At 69.4% G+C, this 15,811-nt stretch carries 18 protein-coding genes and 1 tRNA gene; 8 read left to right on the top strand and 11 right to left on the bottom strand.

Annotated elements, in window-relative coordinates; all coding sequences use genetic code 11:
* Positions 1-67 precede the first annotated feature (67 nt).
* Positions 68-1,711 carry an Hsp70 family protein gene (locus EVJ50_RS13810; protein WP_150884620.1) on the bottom strand — a complete coding sequence of 548 codons (1,644 nt, stop codon included), beginning with the start codon at positions 1,709-1,711 and terminating at the stop codon, positions 68-70.
* Between the two features lie 85 nt (positions 1,712-1,796).
* Between EVJ50_RS13810 and EVJ50_RS13815 the strand changes: the two genes are divergently transcribed.
* Genes EVJ50_RS13815 through EVJ50_RS13825 form a run of 3 tightly spaced genes read left to right on the top strand, consistent with a single transcriptional unit; the run spans position 1,797 to position 2,810 of the window.
* The gene (locus EVJ50_RS13815; RefSeq protein ID WP_150884622.1) at positions 1,797-2,087 is read left to right on the top strand and encodes a hypothetical protein; all 291 of its coding nucleotides are present in this window, start codon (positions 1,797-1,799) and stop codon (positions 2,085-2,087) included.
* A 43-nt stretch (positions 2,088-2,130) separates the two neighbouring features.
* Positions 2,131-2,355, top strand: a complete 225-nt coding sequence (locus EVJ50_RS13820; RefSeq protein ID WP_150884624.1) for a DNA-directed RNA polymerase subunit omega — start codon at positions 2,131-2,133, stop codon at positions 2,353-2,355.
* A 44-nt stretch (positions 2,356-2,399) separates the two neighbouring features.
* A complete protein-coding gene (locus tag EVJ50_RS13825) occupies positions 2,400-2,810 on the top strand; it encodes a DUF1818 family protein (RefSeq protein WP_191964792.1) in 411 nt (136 codons plus the stop codon).
* Here the strand turns inward: EVJ50_RS13825 and EVJ50_RS13830 are convergent.
* From EVJ50_RS13830 to EVJ50_RS13855, 6 genes are all read right to left on the bottom strand, one after another.
* Positions 2,799-3,527 (bottom strand): hypothetical protein, encoded by a 729-nt coding sequence (locus EVJ50_RS13830; protein WP_150884628.1) that lies wholly within the window; start codon positions 3,525-3,527, stop codon positions 2,799-2,801. The genes EVJ50_RS13825 and EVJ50_RS13830 overlap by 12 nt on opposite strands.
* 11 nt (positions 3,528-3,538) lie before the next feature.
* Positions 3,539-4,000: an EVE domain-containing protein gene (locus EVJ50_RS13835; RefSeq protein WP_150884630.1), complete on the bottom strand. Its 462-nt coding sequence runs from the start codon at positions 3,998-4,000 to the stop codon at positions 3,539-3,541.
* 49 nt (positions 4,001-4,049) lie between these two features.
* Positions 4,050-5,432 (bottom strand): UDP-N-acetylmuramoyl-L-alanine--D-glutamate ligase, encoded by a 1,383-nt coding sequence (gene murD / locus EVJ50_RS13840; RefSeq protein ID WP_150884632.1) that lies wholly within the window; start codon positions 5,430-5,432, stop codon positions 4,050-4,052.
* Positions 5,433-5,466: 34 nt separating this feature from the next.
* Positions 5,467-5,538 (bottom strand) — tRNA-Val (locus tag EVJ50_RS13845).
* 113 nt (positions 5,539-5,651) lie between these two features.
* Complete coding sequence (locus EVJ50_RS13850) at positions 5,652-6,440, bottom strand: photosystem II S4 domain protein (protein ID WP_191964793.1); 789 nt, start codon at positions 6,438-6,440, stop codon at positions 5,652-5,654.
* Positions 6,437-6,937 carry a hypothetical protein gene (locus EVJ50_RS13855; protein ID WP_150884636.1) on the bottom strand — a complete coding sequence of 167 codons (501 nt, stop codon included), beginning with the start codon at positions 6,935-6,937 and terminating at the stop codon, positions 6,437-6,439. The genes EVJ50_RS13850 and EVJ50_RS13855 overlap by 4 nt, the downstream gene beginning before the upstream one ends.
* Before the next feature lie 139 nt (positions 6,938-7,076).
* Between EVJ50_RS13855 and serA the strand changes: the two genes are divergently transcribed.
* The 3 genes from serA (at position 7,077) to EVJ50_RS13870 (ending at position 10,107) form a co-directional block, all read left to right on the top strand.
* A complete protein-coding gene (serA, locus tag EVJ50_RS13860; protein ID WP_150884638.1) occupies positions 7,077-8,663 on the top strand; it encodes a phosphoglycerate dehydrogenase in 1,587 nt (528 codons plus the stop codon).
* 33 nt (positions 8,664-8,696) lie between these two features.
* Entirely contained in the window at positions 8,697-9,596 is a 900-nt protein-coding gene (gene prmA / locus EVJ50_RS13865; protein WP_150884640.1) for a 50S ribosomal protein L11 methyltransferase, read from the top strand.
* A 211-nt stretch (positions 9,597-9,807) separates the two neighbouring features.
* Positions 9,808-10,107: a ferredoxin gene (locus tag EVJ50_RS13870; RefSeq protein ID WP_150884642.1), complete on the top strand. Its 300-nt coding sequence runs from the start codon at positions 9,808-9,810 to the stop codon at positions 10,105-10,107.
* A gap of 152 nt (positions 10,108-10,259) precedes the next feature.
* Here EVJ50_RS13870 and psbV read toward each other — a convergent pair whose 3' ends face one another.
* Together psbV and rnz are read right to left on the bottom strand one after the other, a co-directional pair.
* Positions 10,260-10,772, bottom strand: coding sequence for a photosystem II cytochrome c-550 (gene psbV / locus EVJ50_RS13875; protein ID WP_150884644.1), 513 nt, complete (start codon positions 10,770-10,772; stop codon positions 10,260-10,262).
* Positions 10,773-10,873: 101 nt separating this feature from the next.
* Positions 10,874-11,836 (bottom strand): ribonuclease Z, encoded by a 963-nt coding sequence (rnz, locus tag EVJ50_RS13880; protein WP_150884645.1) that lies wholly within the window; start codon positions 11,834-11,836, stop codon positions 10,874-10,876.
* Between the two features lie 91 nt (positions 11,837-11,927).
* Between rnz and EVJ50_RS13885 the strand changes: the two genes are divergently transcribed.
* The gene (locus tag EVJ50_RS13885) at positions 11,928-13,400 is read left to right on the top strand and encodes a SpoIID/LytB domain-containing protein (protein ID WP_150884646.1); all 1,473 of its coding nucleotides are present in this window, start codon (positions 11,928-11,930) and stop codon (positions 13,398-13,400) included.
* Positions 13,401-13,420: 20 nt separating this feature from the next.
* On the top strand, positions 13,421-14,170 hold the full coding sequence (locus EVJ50_RS13890) for a glucosamine-6-phosphate deaminase (protein WP_150884647.1): 750 nt from the start codon (positions 13,421-13,423) through the stop codon (positions 14,168-14,170).
* 2 nt (positions 14,171-14,172) lie between these two features.
* Here EVJ50_RS13890 and EVJ50_RS13895 read toward each other — a convergent pair whose 3' ends face one another.
* Together EVJ50_RS13895 and truB are read right to left on the bottom strand one after the other, a co-directional pair.
* Positions 14,173-14,892 (bottom strand): YebC/PmpR family DNA-binding transcriptional regulator, encoded by a 720-nt coding sequence (locus tag EVJ50_RS13895; protein ID WP_150884648.1) that lies wholly within the window; start codon positions 14,890-14,892, stop codon positions 14,173-14,175.
* A 1-nt stretch (position 14,893) separates the two neighbouring features.
* On the bottom strand, positions 14,894-15,781 hold the full coding sequence (gene truB, locus EVJ50_RS13900; protein ID WP_225322966.1) for a tRNA pseudouridine(55) synthase TruB: 888 nt from the start codon (positions 15,779-15,781) through the stop codon (positions 14,894-14,896).
* Positions 15,782-15,811: the final 30 nt, after the last annotated feature.

A 15,811-nucleotide genomic window follows, 5' to 3' on the forward strand; every position in this document is an offset into this window, starting at 1 on the left:
CGCCTGAAATGAAGGGGTTTTGCAATCCTAGGCGGATTGCGTCTCCGCTCCGACCTGCCGTGAGGGTTCAGCGGAGCGTGCCGAGCACGATCTCACCCATCTCCGCCTCTGTGAGCAGATCCCTCCAGCTCAGGGTCAGGGCGCCGCGGCCCGTGATCGACCAGCGCAGGAGCACGCGGTCGCTGCCCGGCTGACCGGGGGGGCTGAGCGGAAGGGTCAGGGGATCACCTGGCCAGGGTCGTGCCGTCTCCCGTTCCGGGTCGTCGTCCTGTCCGACAGGCATGACCACCGGCAGGCCGTCCACCATCACCACCTCCCGCTGGGAGCGCAGCGTGGGCTCACCCAGGACGAGCTCGATCGCGGGCTGGTCGGGATGCTGGCAGCCGAGCACCAGCTCCAGTGGCGTGGTGGTGGGCGTGGTCTGGCCGGCGAGGAAGAGCGGGTGCCAGCGATGCACCGACTGACGACGGTCCCAGGTGCGCAGGCTCACGCCCCGATGCAGCACATCCTGGATTGCCACGTTCGGCGTCAGCGAGAGGGCTCCCCGGGAGACGGCCTCGATCGGATGGCGGTCCAGGCAGCGCCAGCGTCCGCAGCGCTCCTGCAGCCAGCGACGCACCAGGGGCAGCCGGGCGGACCCGCCCACCGGCAGCACCGCATCGATCTGTTCCTCCGCCACGCTGCCAGCCCTGGCGCCGGTGAGCACCTCCTCCAGCATCCGGTCGAGTGCGCCCTCCAGGCCGTTCCGCTGCAGAAGATCGTCCAGTTCACTCCGCGTCAGCCTCAGCCGAGCGGTGTCCGGGTCCCCGTCACCGGTCAGTTCCACCTCCTCCGCTGGGTCCTCACGGCCGTTCACCTCAGCGTCACTGAGGCGGCACTTCAGCCGTTCGGCCGCCCGGAGCAGGGCCGCGGAAGCCGGCCGATCCGGGCAGAGATGCCGGGCGATCCAGCGATCCACATCCCGCCCGCCCAGACGGAGGCCGGCCTTGGCGATCACCCTGGCGCATCGCAGCGTCTGGCCGCCGGAGTCCCGCTGCGGCAGGTCCCGCCCCGCGAACCGGAGCAGCTGGGCAAGGGGCGCTGCCCGTCCCTCTCCCCCCTCCAGGGCGACCAGCGCCATGTCGATCGTTCCTCCGCCCAGATCCACCACGAGCAGTCGGGACCCGGCCGGCACCCCGGCACCGATGGCCGCGGCGGTGGGTTCGTCCACCAGAGCCACCTCGGGGATGTCCAGCGAGGCCACGGCCTCCATCAACCAGCTCCGGTAAGCCCTGTAGCCATCCACCGGTGCGGTCAGGACGAGCCGGTCGGGCACCAGCTCGCCGGGCAGACGCGCCCAGAGTCGCTGGATCAGCAGCGAGCCCGCAGTCTCAGCAGAGAACGCGGGAAGCGAGGCCTCGACGGGACGCTCCACGCCGGGCGGAGCACCGATCCAGCGCTTGAAATCCCGCTTCAGCTCGGTGGCGGGAGCCACATCCAGACCCGCCTCCAGCACCTGCCGGCCCACCAGGACCGCCCCATCCGGGATCGTTCCATCGGCTCGGGCCTCCATCGCCGCTCCGCCCCGGGACCAGACCAGGCTGGGGATGACGGCAGGATCCCCGAGCGAGAGCTCCGGGATCGCCACCAGCTCGCAGGTCGGGCTGCCGCTGGCCTGAAACGCCACGACGGTGGTGGTGCTGCCCAGGTCGATCGCAAGCGTGCCGTGCATGGCTGAGTTCTTGAAGCTTTCCTGCTGGCGGGTTCCTCAGGCGCGCTCCCTCGCCAGCTTGGGAAGAGACGGTCGATCAAGTGTCATGGGTGGAGAGCGCCTGCAGCGACTTCTGTTCTCCTTCTACAGGGAGGAGCCTCACCTCTGGGATCGCCTCGAGCCGCTGCAGGACTGCCAGTTCTCCCGCCTCTGGGGGGTGCTTCGGGTCCATTGCGTCGACGGCGCCCACCTGGAGGAGGTCAACGCCCTGATCGATCTGCTCAGAGCCCCGATCCTGGCCCTGGGCCTGGCCAGGCAGATCGTGCTCCGGGCGCCCGGCCGGCCCACGCGCAGCTACCCCGTGCGGGTGAGCCTTTCGCCGGATCTCCTGGCCTGAGGGCCTCGCCTAGAGTCAGCTTCTCCGTTGCCGCACCTCGCGCTTGAGCCTTCATCCCAATGCCAACGACCTCGCCCAGAGGGCCGAGAGTCTGATCGCCAAGTCGAGCAACCGGTATCTCACCACCGTGAGGGTTGCCTTCCGCGCCAAGCAGCGCCGCTTTGACGATTTCGACGGCCTGCTCGAGGAAGCACCCCTGAAGCCCGTTCAGCGGGCGATCGTGGAACTCAGCGATGAACAGGACCAGCCCGCTCTGCTCGCCGGCTGAGTCGGCTGCAGTGAACCGCTGGTCTGACCTCCCGATCAGGACGGGTGATCGTTGAGGAGGGACCTGGTTGGCGGTTCAGCCTGGACAGAACCCGCGAGACCCATGCCCTGCTGCTTGCCGGAGAGGATTGGGCTGCGGAGTTCACGCTGCAGGAGGGTCACGACCTGGCCCGCGCGGCGGCCGATCTGGAGCGGGAATGGTCTCGCTGCTCGGCGAATCTGATGCCCGAGGAGGAGCTCTGCCTGGAGCTCGAGCGTGGTGAGCTGTGGGTTCAGCTGGAGGGCTGTCGCCAGCAGCGCACGCTCCGGTTCGTCCTCACGCCGGCGCAGCCCGGCCGTCGCGGCGTCGAGGGGGCCTGGCACGGAGCGGCGACCCGCGCGCTGATGGCCTCGCTGCGGTTGCTGCGACAGGGGGCTCTCACCGATGCCGGTGGCGTTGACGCCTCACCCGTCTGAATGGCGCCGCTGCCAGCGGCGAAAGCAGCTGATCTGGATCAGGATTGCCATCGGCAGGCTGATCAGCACCCCGCCCACCATCAGCAGCAGCCCCCCGGCCGCGACCGCCACCATCAGCAGCAGCAGCAGTGTGGCTTCGAACCGGTGTGCCGCCAGCACCCGGTGGCTGCTCCGGATCGCCTCGAAGGGGCCCCGCCGGGTCAGCACCGCCATGGGAAGGGCGAACAGCTGGGTGATGATCTGCTCCAGGGCCACCAGTCCCACCGCGGCAAGCAGCACGAGACCGGCGAAGTCGGACAGGGGCTGAATCAGCACCCATCCCCCCAGGGCGAGCAGGGCCAGGCCGGCCACCAACAGGATCTGGAGCGCCGGAACCAGAAGTGCCCTGCGCAGGGCCTCCGGCAGGGGGGGCTGTCCGCTGCTGCGCTGCTCCAGACCGTCACCGAAACGCATCACCAGCGCCACGGTCAGCGGTGGCATGGTCAGGCTGAGGGCGGTCAACACGAGGGATGGAATCAGCAGAGCCCCCCGCGCTCCCCGTTCACTCTCCTGGAGAGCGCGGGCCAGAAGCCCGAGGCCGATGAAGGCGGCACTCCCCGCAGCGGAGAGACCCAGAAAGCGCCAGGGCGCCTGATGGAACAGATCCCAGGCCTGACTCAGACTGGCCCCCGGCCTCAGTGGCTCATCGTCCCCTTGACGTGCGGGTTCAGGGGGCACGGTGCGTCGGGTCAGGCGCCTGCGGGGATCATGGCGAGGATCCTCTCCGCAACGCTGTCCGGAACGGGCAGAACCGAGAGACGGTTGCCGCGCCGCACCAGGATGAACTCCTCCGGTGTGAAGGTCTCCCGGAGCGTCGGCAGGTCGATGATGCCTGGGTAGGTGCGGCGGTGGCGGAGCCTGGCGCAGTCCCAGCGGGGGCGTTCGGGAGAGGAGGCGGGATCGAAATAGGGAGACGTGGTGTCGAACTGGCTGGGATCGATCACACCGGTTTCGATCACCTCCATCTCGCCGACGATGCCGGTCGGCCTGGCATTGGAGTGGTAGAAGAACACCAGCTCTCCCGGCTGCATCGTGCGCATGTGATTGCGCGCCTGGTAGTTGCGGATCCCATCCCAGAGCGTGATGGTTTCTCTGGCCAGATCGCTGATGCTGTAGGCCGAAGGTTCACTCTTCATCAGCCAGGTGGCCATCGGCAGTTCAGGCGGGCCTGCCATCCTGACGCGCTGGCCGATCGCAGGCTCAGAGCGCTTCGACCAGGTGCCGAAACTGATCGCCGCGATCCTCGAAATCACGGAACTGATCGAAACTGGCGCAGGCCGGTGAGAGCAGCAGGGTGCGACAGCCCAGTTGCCGGGCCAGATCAAGACCGATCGGAACGGCGTCATTCAGGCCGGTGCAGAGGGTGACCCGGCCGGGGTAGCCAGCGGCAGTGAGCTGCTCCGCCAGAGCCTGCCGCGAGGCGCCATAGAGCACCACGGCCGCGGCACGGTGGCTGAGTTGTCGGATCCAGGGCTCCGGGTCTCCCGTCTTGGCCTGGCCGCCCGCCAGGACCACCGCCGGGGCATCGATCGCGGCCAGGCCGACTTCGGCGGCATCGAAGTTCGTCGCCTTGCTGTCGTTGATGATCGTGAGACCGTCAAGCTGTCGCAGCGTCTCCAGGCGGTGGGGCACCCCCTTGAAGGAACGGAAGCCTGGCTCCAGCCTGGATCCTTCGACGCCCAGGGCGAGGGCGGCTCCGCAGCAGAGCAGCATGTTCTGCCGGTTGTGACGCCCGGGCATGGCGAGGGCGGAGACGGGCAGAATCCGGTCCTCCTCTGATCGGATCCAGTCCCCCTCGACCCAGAGGAAGGGGGCGATGCCCCCCGGCAGGGCGGACCGGTCGCCGGCGGTGACCCAGAGGGCCTGATCCCAGCTGGCGGCGAAGCGGGCGATGTCGGGATCGTCCGCGTTGAGGATCCGGTGCTGCGAGCGTTCGAGCAGTCCGCGCTTGATCGCCCGGTAGGCCTCGATGGTGCCGTGACGTTCGAGATGGTCGGGTGTGAGCGTGGTCCAGACCCCGACCCGGGGTGCGATGCAGGCTGCCGCCTCGATCTGGTAGCTGCTCAGTTCCGCCACCACGGCCTCGGGGGCCGCCCCGCCATGCCGTTCCAGAGCCAGCTCGGTGGCCGAGAACCCCACGTTCCCGCACATCGGTGCGTCCAGCCCGGCCTGGGTCAGCACATGGTTGAGCAGGTGGGTGACCGTTGTCTTGCCGTTGGTGCCGGTGATGCCGACCCAGGGCGTGTGCCGCAGGGTCTGCCAGGCCACCACCATCTCTCCGTCGACCTGAATGCCGCTCCGGCGCATCGCCTCGATGGCCGGGTGATCCCATGCGATCCCTGGAGAGAGGATCACCCGTGTGATGGCCGTGCCGGGTGGCGCGGCCGCCCGGACAGCGTCCGGTGTGAGCGGGCAGCCCAGGGCGACGGCGATGCCCTCAGCTCTCAGGGCTGCGGCGCGCTCCTGCTGAAGAACGCCCTCGGCCGAGTCGATTCCCACCACGATCGTGCCCGGAGCCCGGCTCAGAAGACGGGCTGCACCGAGGCCGGATCGGCCGAGACCGATGACGGCGGTGGCATCCATCAGACCGGTCGGCAACGGAGGTTGTGAGAACGAATGGGCGATACTGGAATCGAACCAGTGACTCCTACCGTGTCAAGGTAGTGCTCTACCTCTGAGCTAATCGCCCGGTCGGAGAACGTCAGAGCCCAGGCCTGAATTCCCTCCGTGACGTCGCCGCCCGGACAGGGGATCAACCCCTCGTGCGACACCAGGAACCTAGCAGTTGCCCTGCTGAGGCCCTCAGCTGCGCGCCAGCTCCAGTCGCCATCGGTCCAGCTTCGTCTGGCTGATCTGTTCCACGCTCACCTCGCCCCGATCGGCCAGCTGGAGGCGATCTCCGGCTGACACCGGCCTGCTGGGCTGGCTCACCGTTTCCCAGTTCAGACGGATGCCGCCGCTGCGGATCAGCCTGGCGGCCCGGGCGCGGGAGATCCCGAATCCGGCCGAGGCCACGGCATCCAGCCGGCAGGAGGCCTCGATCGAGGTGAAGCGACGGGCAGCCCGGCGCTGGGGCGGCTGCAGCCAGTCGCAATCGATCCGCTCCAGCCTCAGCTCGAGATCCCGCAGCCTCACGCCGCGGCCGTCCAGCTGCCCGGCCGTCGTGTCCGTGCAGACCATCTGGCCGCCGCGGTCGCCGCACAGCCAGGCATCTCCCAGTGCGCCGGAGCTGACGCCCAGGCTTTCCACGGCCTGCCTCAGCTCGTCGCCGCTGGGCCGATCGAAGAGGAAGTTCGCATGCACGGCCAGGCCCTCACAGCCGGCGGCGGCGGCGGGGTCCGGGCCCGGTTGCTCCGCACGGCTGAAGATCAGTCGGCGGCGCTCCGCACCGGGCACCCCGCCATGGCTCTGCACCTGAAGCTCGCTGAGAACGGACAACCGCTCCGTCAGCTCATGCCAGATCGGGCCGGGCAGAAACGGGGTCACCTGCACGGTCCAGGTGCGCAGACTCGCCTCGGCCTGCACAAGGAGGGGGCGCAGCGCATCCGGATTGCGGCAGTCCCTCAGGAGGGCGCTCAGGCCTCCACTCACGAATCGGAGAGCCTCACCACGCCGGCCATCGCCTGACGCTGCAGCAGCGGCCAGGGCAGAGGCACACCCATGGGCGTCTCGATCAGCAGCAGCCATTTGCCTTCATTGAGGCGGTTCCGGAGCACGCGCACGGCGTCATCGCTGTCGGAGGTGACGCTGGCGGCCGCGGCGATGCTGCCCATCCAGCCGGAGCCCATCCCGAGGATTCCGCCCAGGACGGCCTCGCCGATGGCTCCGGCGAAGGCGAACGGGTGGATGTCGGCGATCTGGGTGAAGGTGGCGCCGGCGAAGAAGCCGAACGGCATCAGCCACAGCGCCATCCGTTGCTGCCGGCGCCGCCGGCCGATGTTGGGGGAGAGGAGGTCCACGGCGTCCACCGGTGTCTCGCCCTCTCCGATGCGCTCGAGCCGGGAGGGGCCGGGCTCCTGGCGTTCGAGCGCGCTGCAGAGGTCGTCGAGCTGAGACCGCTTCGAGAGCACGACGACGCAGGTGGCCACGGGTACCGGGGGATCGGGCTGCCCATTCTGTCGTGCGAGTCCGGAGGCCCAGGCCCGGGAAAGGGCCTCAGGGGCCGATCCCTACACTTCAACCGGCCACGGGCACTCGCCCGGCTCGCCCTCACCCACGGCCCCGTTCATGACCAAGGTTCTGGTTTCCGACCCCATCGATCAGGCAGGAATCGACATCCTGTCGCAGGTGGCCCAGGTCGATGTCCGGACCGGTCTCAGCGCTGACCAGTTGAAGGAGGTCATCGGTGAGTACGACGGCCTGATGATCCGCTCCGGCACCCAGGTCACCGCCGACATCCTCGAAGCGGCCGGAAGCCTGCGCATCATCGGGCGTGCGGGTGTCGGCGTCGACAACGTCGATGTTCCCGCCGCCACCCAGCGCGGCGTGCTGGTGGTCAACTCACCGGAGGGAAACACGGTCGCGGCGGCGGAACATGCCCTGGCTCTGATGCTGGGTCTCTCGCGCCATGTGGCCCAGGCTCACGCCAGCATGCGCAGCGGCGGCTGGGACCGCAAGAAGTACGTCGGCAACGAGCTCTACAAGAAGACCCTCGGCATCATCGGTCTGGGGAAGATCGGCTCCCATGTGGCCCGTGTCGCCAGGGCGATGGGCATGGATCTTCTGGCTTACGACCCTTTCATCTCGGCTGAGCGGGCTCAGCAGATGCAGGTGCGCCTGACCGACCTCGACCGCGTCTTCGCCGAGGCGGATTACATCACGCTCCACCTTCCCCGCACGCCGGAGACGGAGAACCTGGTCAATGCCGAGCTGCTGCGCTCGATGAAGCCATCGGCCCGCATCGTGAACTGTGCCCGGGGCGGCATCGTGGACGAGGCGGCCCTGGCGGAGGCCGTGCGCTCCGGCGTCATCGCCGGTGCCGCCATCGATGTCTTCGCCAGCGAGCCCCTCGACCCGGCCTCCCCCCTGCGCGGCGTGGAGGAACACCTGCTCCTCACGCCCCATCTGGGTGCCTCCACCGCTGAGGCGCAGGAGAACGTGGCCATCGACGTGGCGGAGCAGATCCGGGATGTGCTGCTCGGCCTGCCGGCCCGCAGCGCGGTGAACATCCCCGGCCTCACACCGGAGGTGATGGAGCGGCTCAAGCCCCACCTGCAGCTCGCGGAAACCCTCGGCCATCTGCTCAGCCAGATCAGCGGCGGACCGCTCGATCAGCTGGAAGTGCGCCTCCAGGGGGAGTTCGCCACCTACCCATCCCAGCCCCTGGTGGTGGCGGCCCTGAAGGGCCTTCTCTCCAGTGCCCTGGGCGAGCGCATCAACTACGTGAACGCCTCACTGGAGGCCCGTGGCCGCGGCATCCATGTGGTTGAGATCCGGGATGAATCCAGCCGTGATTTCGCCGGGGGGTCCCTGCAGCTGGCCTCGCGCGGAGGGCAGGGCGACCATCAGGTCACCGGTTCGGTCTTCGCCGATGGAGTGCTGCGCATCACCGCCATCGATGAGTTCCCCGTCAACGTTCCTCCCAGCCGGCACATGCTGTTCACCCGCCACCGGGACATGCCGGGGATCATCGGCCAGCTGGGATCTCTTCTGGGTGAGCACAACGTGAACATCGCCTCGATGCAGGTCGGCCGCCGCATCGTCCGCGGCGATGCGGTGATGGTGCTGAGCATCGACGATCCGATTCCCCCCAGCCTGCTGGCCAGCATCCACACGATCAACGGCATCCAGCAGGCTCACCCCGTCACCCTCTGAGCGGACTCCGGTCCAGGGACGGCTGAGGTGGCCATGGAGAGCTGGTGGCTTCTGAGCGGACCGGTGCCCTGGGAGCTCGAGGACTCCCTCCACTGGCTCCTCAATGACCAGGGGGTGAATCGTGTCGCCTTCGAGCGCGATCCAGAGCCCGGCGGCCGGCTCGCTCTGCGGGCCTGGCTGCCGGTGGCCGACTGGCCGGAGCTGCGGCGTCGCCGCCTCGATCAGCGCTTCTCGGAGCTGACCGATCTCTCCGGCGGCCACCTGGAGCCACTGGAGTGGCGGCAGGCGCCGGAGGAGGACTGGTCCAGCCTCTGGAAGACCCACTGGCGCCCGGACCCGGTCGGCGAGCGGCTGCTGATCCTGCCGGCCTGGCTTCCGCTCCCCGATGCTCTGCGTCAGCGCCGGGTGATTCGGATCGACCCCGGCAGCGCCTTCGGCACCGGCAGCCATGCCACCACCCGTCTCTGTCTGGAGGCCCTGGAGCGGCTCCAGCCGGAGGGCTTCCGCCTGGCCGACCTCGGCTGCGGCAGCGGGATTCTCGGGTTGGCAGCTCTGCGCCTCGGTGCCCGCTGCGTGCTGGCGAGCGACGTCGACCCACTCGCCGTTCGAGCCAGCCAGGCCAATGCTGCGCTCAACCAACTGGGGAGCCATCTCCGGGTGGTTGCAGGCTCGGCTGAGGCTCTGCAGGGGCTGCTGGGGGACGAGCCCGCCGATCTGCTGCTCTGCAACATCCTGGCGCCGGTGCTCGTGGATCTGGCACCGGCGTTTCAGCCGCTGGTGAAGCCCGGCGGCCTGGCGATCCTCAGCGGCCTGCTTGAGGATCAGGAATCCACCGTGCTGGCCGCTGTCCGCGATGCGGGCTGGGAACGGCTCGACGTGGCGCGACGCGAACGCTGGTCGATGCTCCTGATCCGCAGCCCGGAGAGGAGCTGAGAGCGCGCCGGGGTGTGAGGGGACGCGGCACAAACCAACGGTGCCGATCACTTTGGCTTATGGGGAATGGCTCATCCGATTGGCCTTCCATCGAACCCGACCCTTCTCATGCGATGCCGCGCCGCTTCCGAGTTAGGACAGGGCTGTCCTTCGGGCTCCGCGGGCTTCGGCCCAACCCTTTCACGGAGATCCGAATCGTCCCACCCCGTTCATGGCTTCCTACAAGGTCACCCTCGTCAACGAAGGCGAAGGTCTCAACCAGACCATCGAGGTCCCCGATGATCAGTACATCCTTGACGCGGCCGAAGAGCAGGGCATTGATCTGCCGTATTCCTGCCGTGCCGGTGCCTGCTCCACCTGCGCCGGCAAGCTGACCACCGGCACTGTGGATCAGTCCGACCAGAGCTTCCTGGACGACGACCAGATTGAAGCGGGCTTCGTTCTGACCTGTGTGGCCTACCCCACCTCCGACTGCACCATCACCACCCACGCCGAAGAAGAGCTCTACTGAGCCCTGCCTCGCGCTGAGGTGTCGCGATCGAGGGGATCCGTTTCGGGTAGTCCCCTCAAGTCGAAAGCCACTCCCGAGGGAGTGGCTTTCCCGTTGGGAGAGTTCGGCGGCATCCCATCAGCCGGGATGCCGCCGGGTTGGGATTCCTGCGATCAGAAGTAGATCTTGCCGCCACCCCACTGGTTACCCTGAACCTTGGGAGCCACGAGGATGTAACCGGCGATGAGGCGGAGGTCGTCCTCATCGAGATCGCGCATCTTCACGAACACATCGCTGCTGCGCAGGCTGGGGTGGATGTCGGCGATGCTGAATTCACCGTCGTACGACGTCGGATCCTTCATGTAGTCGACCAGTGAGGCCACCGAGTCCCGCGGCGGGGTGGCCAGAGCCAGGGCCTCGGGATCCAGACCCACGTTCTGGTTGGTCTTGGTGATGCCACCGGCATGGCAGGTGCCGCAGCTGTCGTTGAAGAGTCGGCGACCGGACTTGATCTCCGGCTCGGAGAAGGTCACCTCCGTTCCGCTGGCATCGGCCGGAACCGTGAGTGTGGCGGCGTCCCACTGAGCGGCCATCGCGGGCGCTCCGAGCCAGCTGATGGCGGCCAGAGGAAGGATGAGCAGCAGCGGCCGCAGCCTGGACAGGAGGTGGGTGAGCAATCGGACCATGGACGAAGCCGGTGGGGGTGCGTGGCACCGAGCAAAGCTCTTGTATCACGCAGGATGGGCCCTCCGCTCACGGATCACGAACTGTTGCGCTGCGAGGGCTCTCAGACCATCGCGGCCGCCGGCTGGCGCCCCGCCTCCAGGGTGAGGAAATCCCGTGCCAGAACCGTTTCGGGGAAGATCGCGCGGGCTTCGCTGAGCAGATCCTCCGGACGCTTTGCATTGCCCGGCGTGTAGCGCGGGCTGAGGTGGGTGAGCACCAGCTGCCCCACGCCGGCCTGAAGCGCCACCTGGGCCGCCATGGTGCTGGTGGAGTGGAGCCGCTGGAAGGCTAGATCGGCTTCGGCGTGGGAGAACGTGGATTCGTGGATCAGCAGATCGGTGCCGCGGGCCAGCTCCACCGCCTCCTCGCAATACACCGTGTCGGTGCAGTAGGTGATGCTCAACCCCTGCCGGTCCGGGCCGGTCAGCTGGCGGCCGTCCACCTGCCTGCCGTCGTCGAGGGTGACCGTCTCGCCAGCCTTCAGCCGGGCATAGACGGGCCCCGGGGCGATCCCCAGCGCTGCGGCCTTGCTGACATCGAACCGGCCCGGCCGCGGCTCCTCATCCACCCGGTAGGCAAAGGCCGGGATGCGGTGGCGTAGGGGGGCGCAGCGCACCAGGAAGCCGTCGCTCGCCAGAACCGTCCCGTCGCGCTCGAGCGCCCGGGAGACCCGGTGGAAGCGAAGCGGATAGCCCAGTCGCGTCGAGGAGGTGCGCAGGGCCGATTCCACGAAGTCCTTGAGCGGATCGGGCCCGTAGAGGTCGATCCCGTTGCAGACGCCGGAGAGCCCGAGGCTCGCCAGCAGTCCGGGAAGCCCGAACACGTGATCCCCATGCATGTGGGTGATGAAGATCCTCCGCAGCTGGGAGACCTTCAGATCGGACCTCAGGAACTGGTGCTGGGTGGCTTCACCGCAATCGAACAACCACAGCTCGGATCGCTGGGGCAGCCGCAGCGCCACGGAGGACACGTTGCGGGCACGGGTCGGCACGCCCGAACTCGTGCCCAGAAAAGTGATCTGCACACCTGATCACACCCAGCCCGCATGCTGCCATGCAGTGCACTGGCGGCGGTCGGGTGAGCGGTGCACAATCGGTTGCCCTGCAGACGCCGTGATGCGACGAGGTGGTCTGTCCGTTGCCCCCGCCCGGGGCCTGGCCGCGCTGGTCGGTGTGTGCGCGCTGCTGGCCAGCGCTCCGCTGGCGGCGCGCCCCCTGTCTCCGCACAACCGGTCCGGCCCCTCCGGACTCGATGCAAGCTCGGCGGTCGCCATGGGGAGCGATCCGATGATGCGCATCCTGGTGCGCCATGGCCCCGATGTGACCCTTCGGGCCCCACGCGGCCGTGAGCTGGAGGTGCGCGACGGCAGCGGCCGGACGCTGGCCCGCCTGAAGGATGCTCAGCGCCTGCAGCTGCGCATGGAGGGCGGCGCGCTGACGGTTCGTGGGCCCGGGGCGGCCGGTTCAGGTCTCCGGGGAGCGCAGGCCGAGCTCTGGGTGCTCTCGGTTCCCGCCGCGGGTGGGGCGGCCGGGGGCGCCGCCGATGCCGGGGTGTGGCTCCATCCCCGCCGCTACCGGGGGGCGCTGCGGATCGTGCCGGCGGGTGAGGCGCTCGAGGTGATCAACCACATCCCGCTCGAAACCTACCTGCCGAGCGTGGTGGGTGCCGAGATGCCGGCCGAGTGGCCCCTGGCGGCGCTGCAGGCCCAGGCCGTTGCCGCCCGCACCTATGCCCTGCGCCACCGCGGGCGACGGGGTCGCTACGACCTGAAGGCCACCGTGGCCAGCCAGGTCTACAAAGGGGTTGAGTCCGAAACGGAGTCCACCCGCCAGGCCGTGCACAGCACGCGGGACCTCGTGCTCACCTTCCGCGGCCGGCTGATCGATGCGGTGTTCCACAGCAGCAGTGGTGGCCGCACCGCCTACAGCGGCCAGGTCTGGACGTCCCAGCTGCCCTATCTGATCAGCGTGCCCGATCACGACGAGCACAGCCCGGTGCATCGCTGGCGCAAGCCTCTCGATGCGGCCACGCTGCGCCGAGCCTTCTCCGAGATCGGCGGGGTTCACAGCATCCGGATCTCGGGAACGTCGCCCTCCGGCCGCGTGCGCCAGGCCCTCGTGCTCGGTCCCGGTGGTCAGCTCAGCGTCAGCGGTCGCGAGCTGCGCCGCCGTCTGGGCCTCCGCAGCACCCTGGTCACCTTCGAGCCGCTCCAGCCCGCTGCGCCCACCGCCGTCCCTGCGGACGTCGCCGCGGACCGCGCAGGAGTCCGCTGGCGGCCGGGGATGCAGCCGATGGTGGCCACTCGCTCGGTCTCCCCCTTCTCCGGCGAGATGGTCCCGGTGGCCCCTTCGCCCACCCTCCCGGTCCCGGAGACCCAGGCCATGGGTCTGGTCGCCGTCGGGCGGGGATTCGGCCATGGCGTGGGCATGAGCCAGTGGGGTGCCCACGGGCTCGCGCTGCAGGGAGAGACTTACAGAACGATCCTGCGCCACTACTACCGGGGCGTTCAGATCACCCCCCACACCTCCATGGGTTCGGGGCCTCTGGCTCGTCTGCAGCCCGCCGGCCGGCGGGCCGCGATGCGCTGAGAGGCGCGATCCGGACGACCATGGATGTGCGCGTGTTCGCCTCGCCCGAGGCGCTGGCCAAGGCCGTGGCCACGGAGCTGAGCCGGCGGCTGCTGGGTGGCGCTCCATGGCCTCTGGGCCTGGCCACGGGACGCACGATGGAACCGGTCTATGGACACCTCTGCCAGCAGCTGAAGGCCCATGGCTCCGGAGACGCTCTGGCGGGCATCCGTCAGCGCTGGTCCAGCTTCAATCTCGATGACTATGTCGGCCTGGACGCGGCCGATCCCGGCTCGTTCGCCGCGTACGTCAGGCGGCAGCTCGAGGAGCCGCTGGAGCTGCCGCCCGGGGCCTGCGACGGTCCCCGCGGCGAGGCATCCGATCCCCAGATCGAGGCCCGTGCCTACGGCGAGCGTGTCGCGGCCGCGGGAGGCCTGGGCCTGCAGCTGCTGGGCCTCGGTCTCAATGGTCATGTGGCCTTCAACGAGCCACCCAGCCCGCGTGACTGCACGGCCCGCGTGGTGACACTCTCCCCCAGCACGCGGCTCAGCAATGCCGGCGGCTTCGACACCGCCGCTGCCGTTCCCGCCCGCGCCATCACCCTCGGCCTGAAGGAGATCCTCTCGGCCCGCGAGCTCTGGCTCGTGGTGAACGGCACGGCGAAGGCCTCCGTTCTGGCCCGGGCCCTGCGGCAGCCGGCCGCAGCCGACTGCCCGGCCAGCTGGCTGCAGCAGCATCCCCGGTTCACGGTCTGGGCCGACGCGATGGCTGCCGCCGGGCTGCAGGGCTGAGATCAGGCCAGATTGCTGCTGACCGCCCGGACATCATCCAGGTTCTCCAGGCTGTCCAGCAGGTTGAGGCAGGCCGGCTCCAGATCGGCATCCACCGTGACGGTGCTGAGGGGCTGCCAGACCAGCTCCCAGCCTGTGACCGGCAACCCCTCGGCCTGCAGGCCCTCCTGCAGGGCCTGCAGGCGCTCCGGCCGGCCGATCACGTCCAGTCCCTCATCGGCGGGCCGCACATCCTCAGCCTCGAGCCTGGTGAGGAGCTCGAGCAACGGCTCGTTCTCCGCGTCCCCGGAGGCCAGGCTGATGACGGCCAGCTGCTGGAACAGGTAGCTGACGCAGCCGCTTTCGCCGAGGTTGCCGCCGTTCTTGCTGAAGGCCAGCCTCAGATCGGCCGCGGTGCGGTTGCGGTTGTCGGTCAGCGCCTCGACCAGGACCGCCATCCCGCCAGGCCCGTAGCCCTCGTAGCGCACCTCCTCGAGCTGGCTGCCGGCCAAGCCGGCCGCTCCCGAGCCCTTGGCGATGGCCCGCTCGATGTTGGCGGCGGGGACCCCGGCCGCACGGGCCTTGGTGACGGCCGTGCGCAGCTGGAAGTTGCCGGCCGGATCGGACCCGCCTCTGGCCGCGACGGTGATCTCGCGCGCCAGCCGGGTGAAGACCACACCGCGGCGGGCATCCACCACCGCCTTGGTGCGCTTGATCTGGGCCCATTTGCTGTGACCCGCCATCTCACCCCCTCGCGTTGAGCACCAGTTTCGGCTGCAGCCACTCCCCGTCGGGATGGGCCATGCCGGCGAGGTCGCCCTCGGGCCCGAGCACCACCACCGGCCCGGGCTCGTCCGGTTCCGCCGCCCGGAGCCGTCGCCCGCACTGCCAGGCGGTCATGGCTTCATGATCCAGCCGGTGCCAGCGCCAGTGCCTCAGGGCCTGCAGGGGATCGAGCAGGTCCGGCGGTGGGGGCTCCGACAGGCGGGCCAGCGGCACCGCCTCGCTCTCCTCGAATCCGAGGGCACCCGTGCGGCGCAGCTCAGCCAGGCATCCCCCGCACCCGAGCAGCTGCCCGAGGTCGCGTGCCAGGGCCCGGATGTAGGTCCCGGCGGAGCAGACCACGCTCAGCTCCAGCTCCCCGCTGGCGGCGTCCCAGCGCTCCAGCTCCAGGGAGTGCACCGTCTGGCTGCGTGCCTGCAGCACGGCGGTCTGCCCCTGACGGGCCAGTCGGTAGGCCCTCACGCCATCCACCCGCACGGCCGACACCTGGGGCGGCACCTGCTGAATCACGCCCCGGAACCGCTCAAGCGCCGTCTCCAGCTCGTCGCGGCTGAGGTCGGGAGGCGGCTGACGCTCCAGCACCGCGCCCTCCAGGTCGTCGGTGTCGGTGCGCAGCCCCAGCTGAATGCGTCCCCGGTAGCGCTTGTCCTGCCGCAGGTAGGGCAGGAACCGGGTGGCGGCTCCCACCGCGATCGGCAGAACACCCGTCACGGCCGGGTCGAGGGTGCCGCCGTGACCGACACGCCGGAGGCCGTAGGCCCGCCTCACCCGGGAGACACAATCGTGGGAGGTCAGCCCGGCCGGCTTGTCCAGCACCAGAAAGCCGCAGGGCAGGCCCGAGCCGGTCACGCCGCTCTCACCCCTCGCTCCACATCAGCT

The organism is Synechococcus sp. RSCCF101 (assembly GCF_008807075.1).
Taxonomy (GTDB): Bacteria; Cyanobacteriota; Cyanobacteriia; order PCC-6307; family Cyanobiaceae; genus RSCCF101.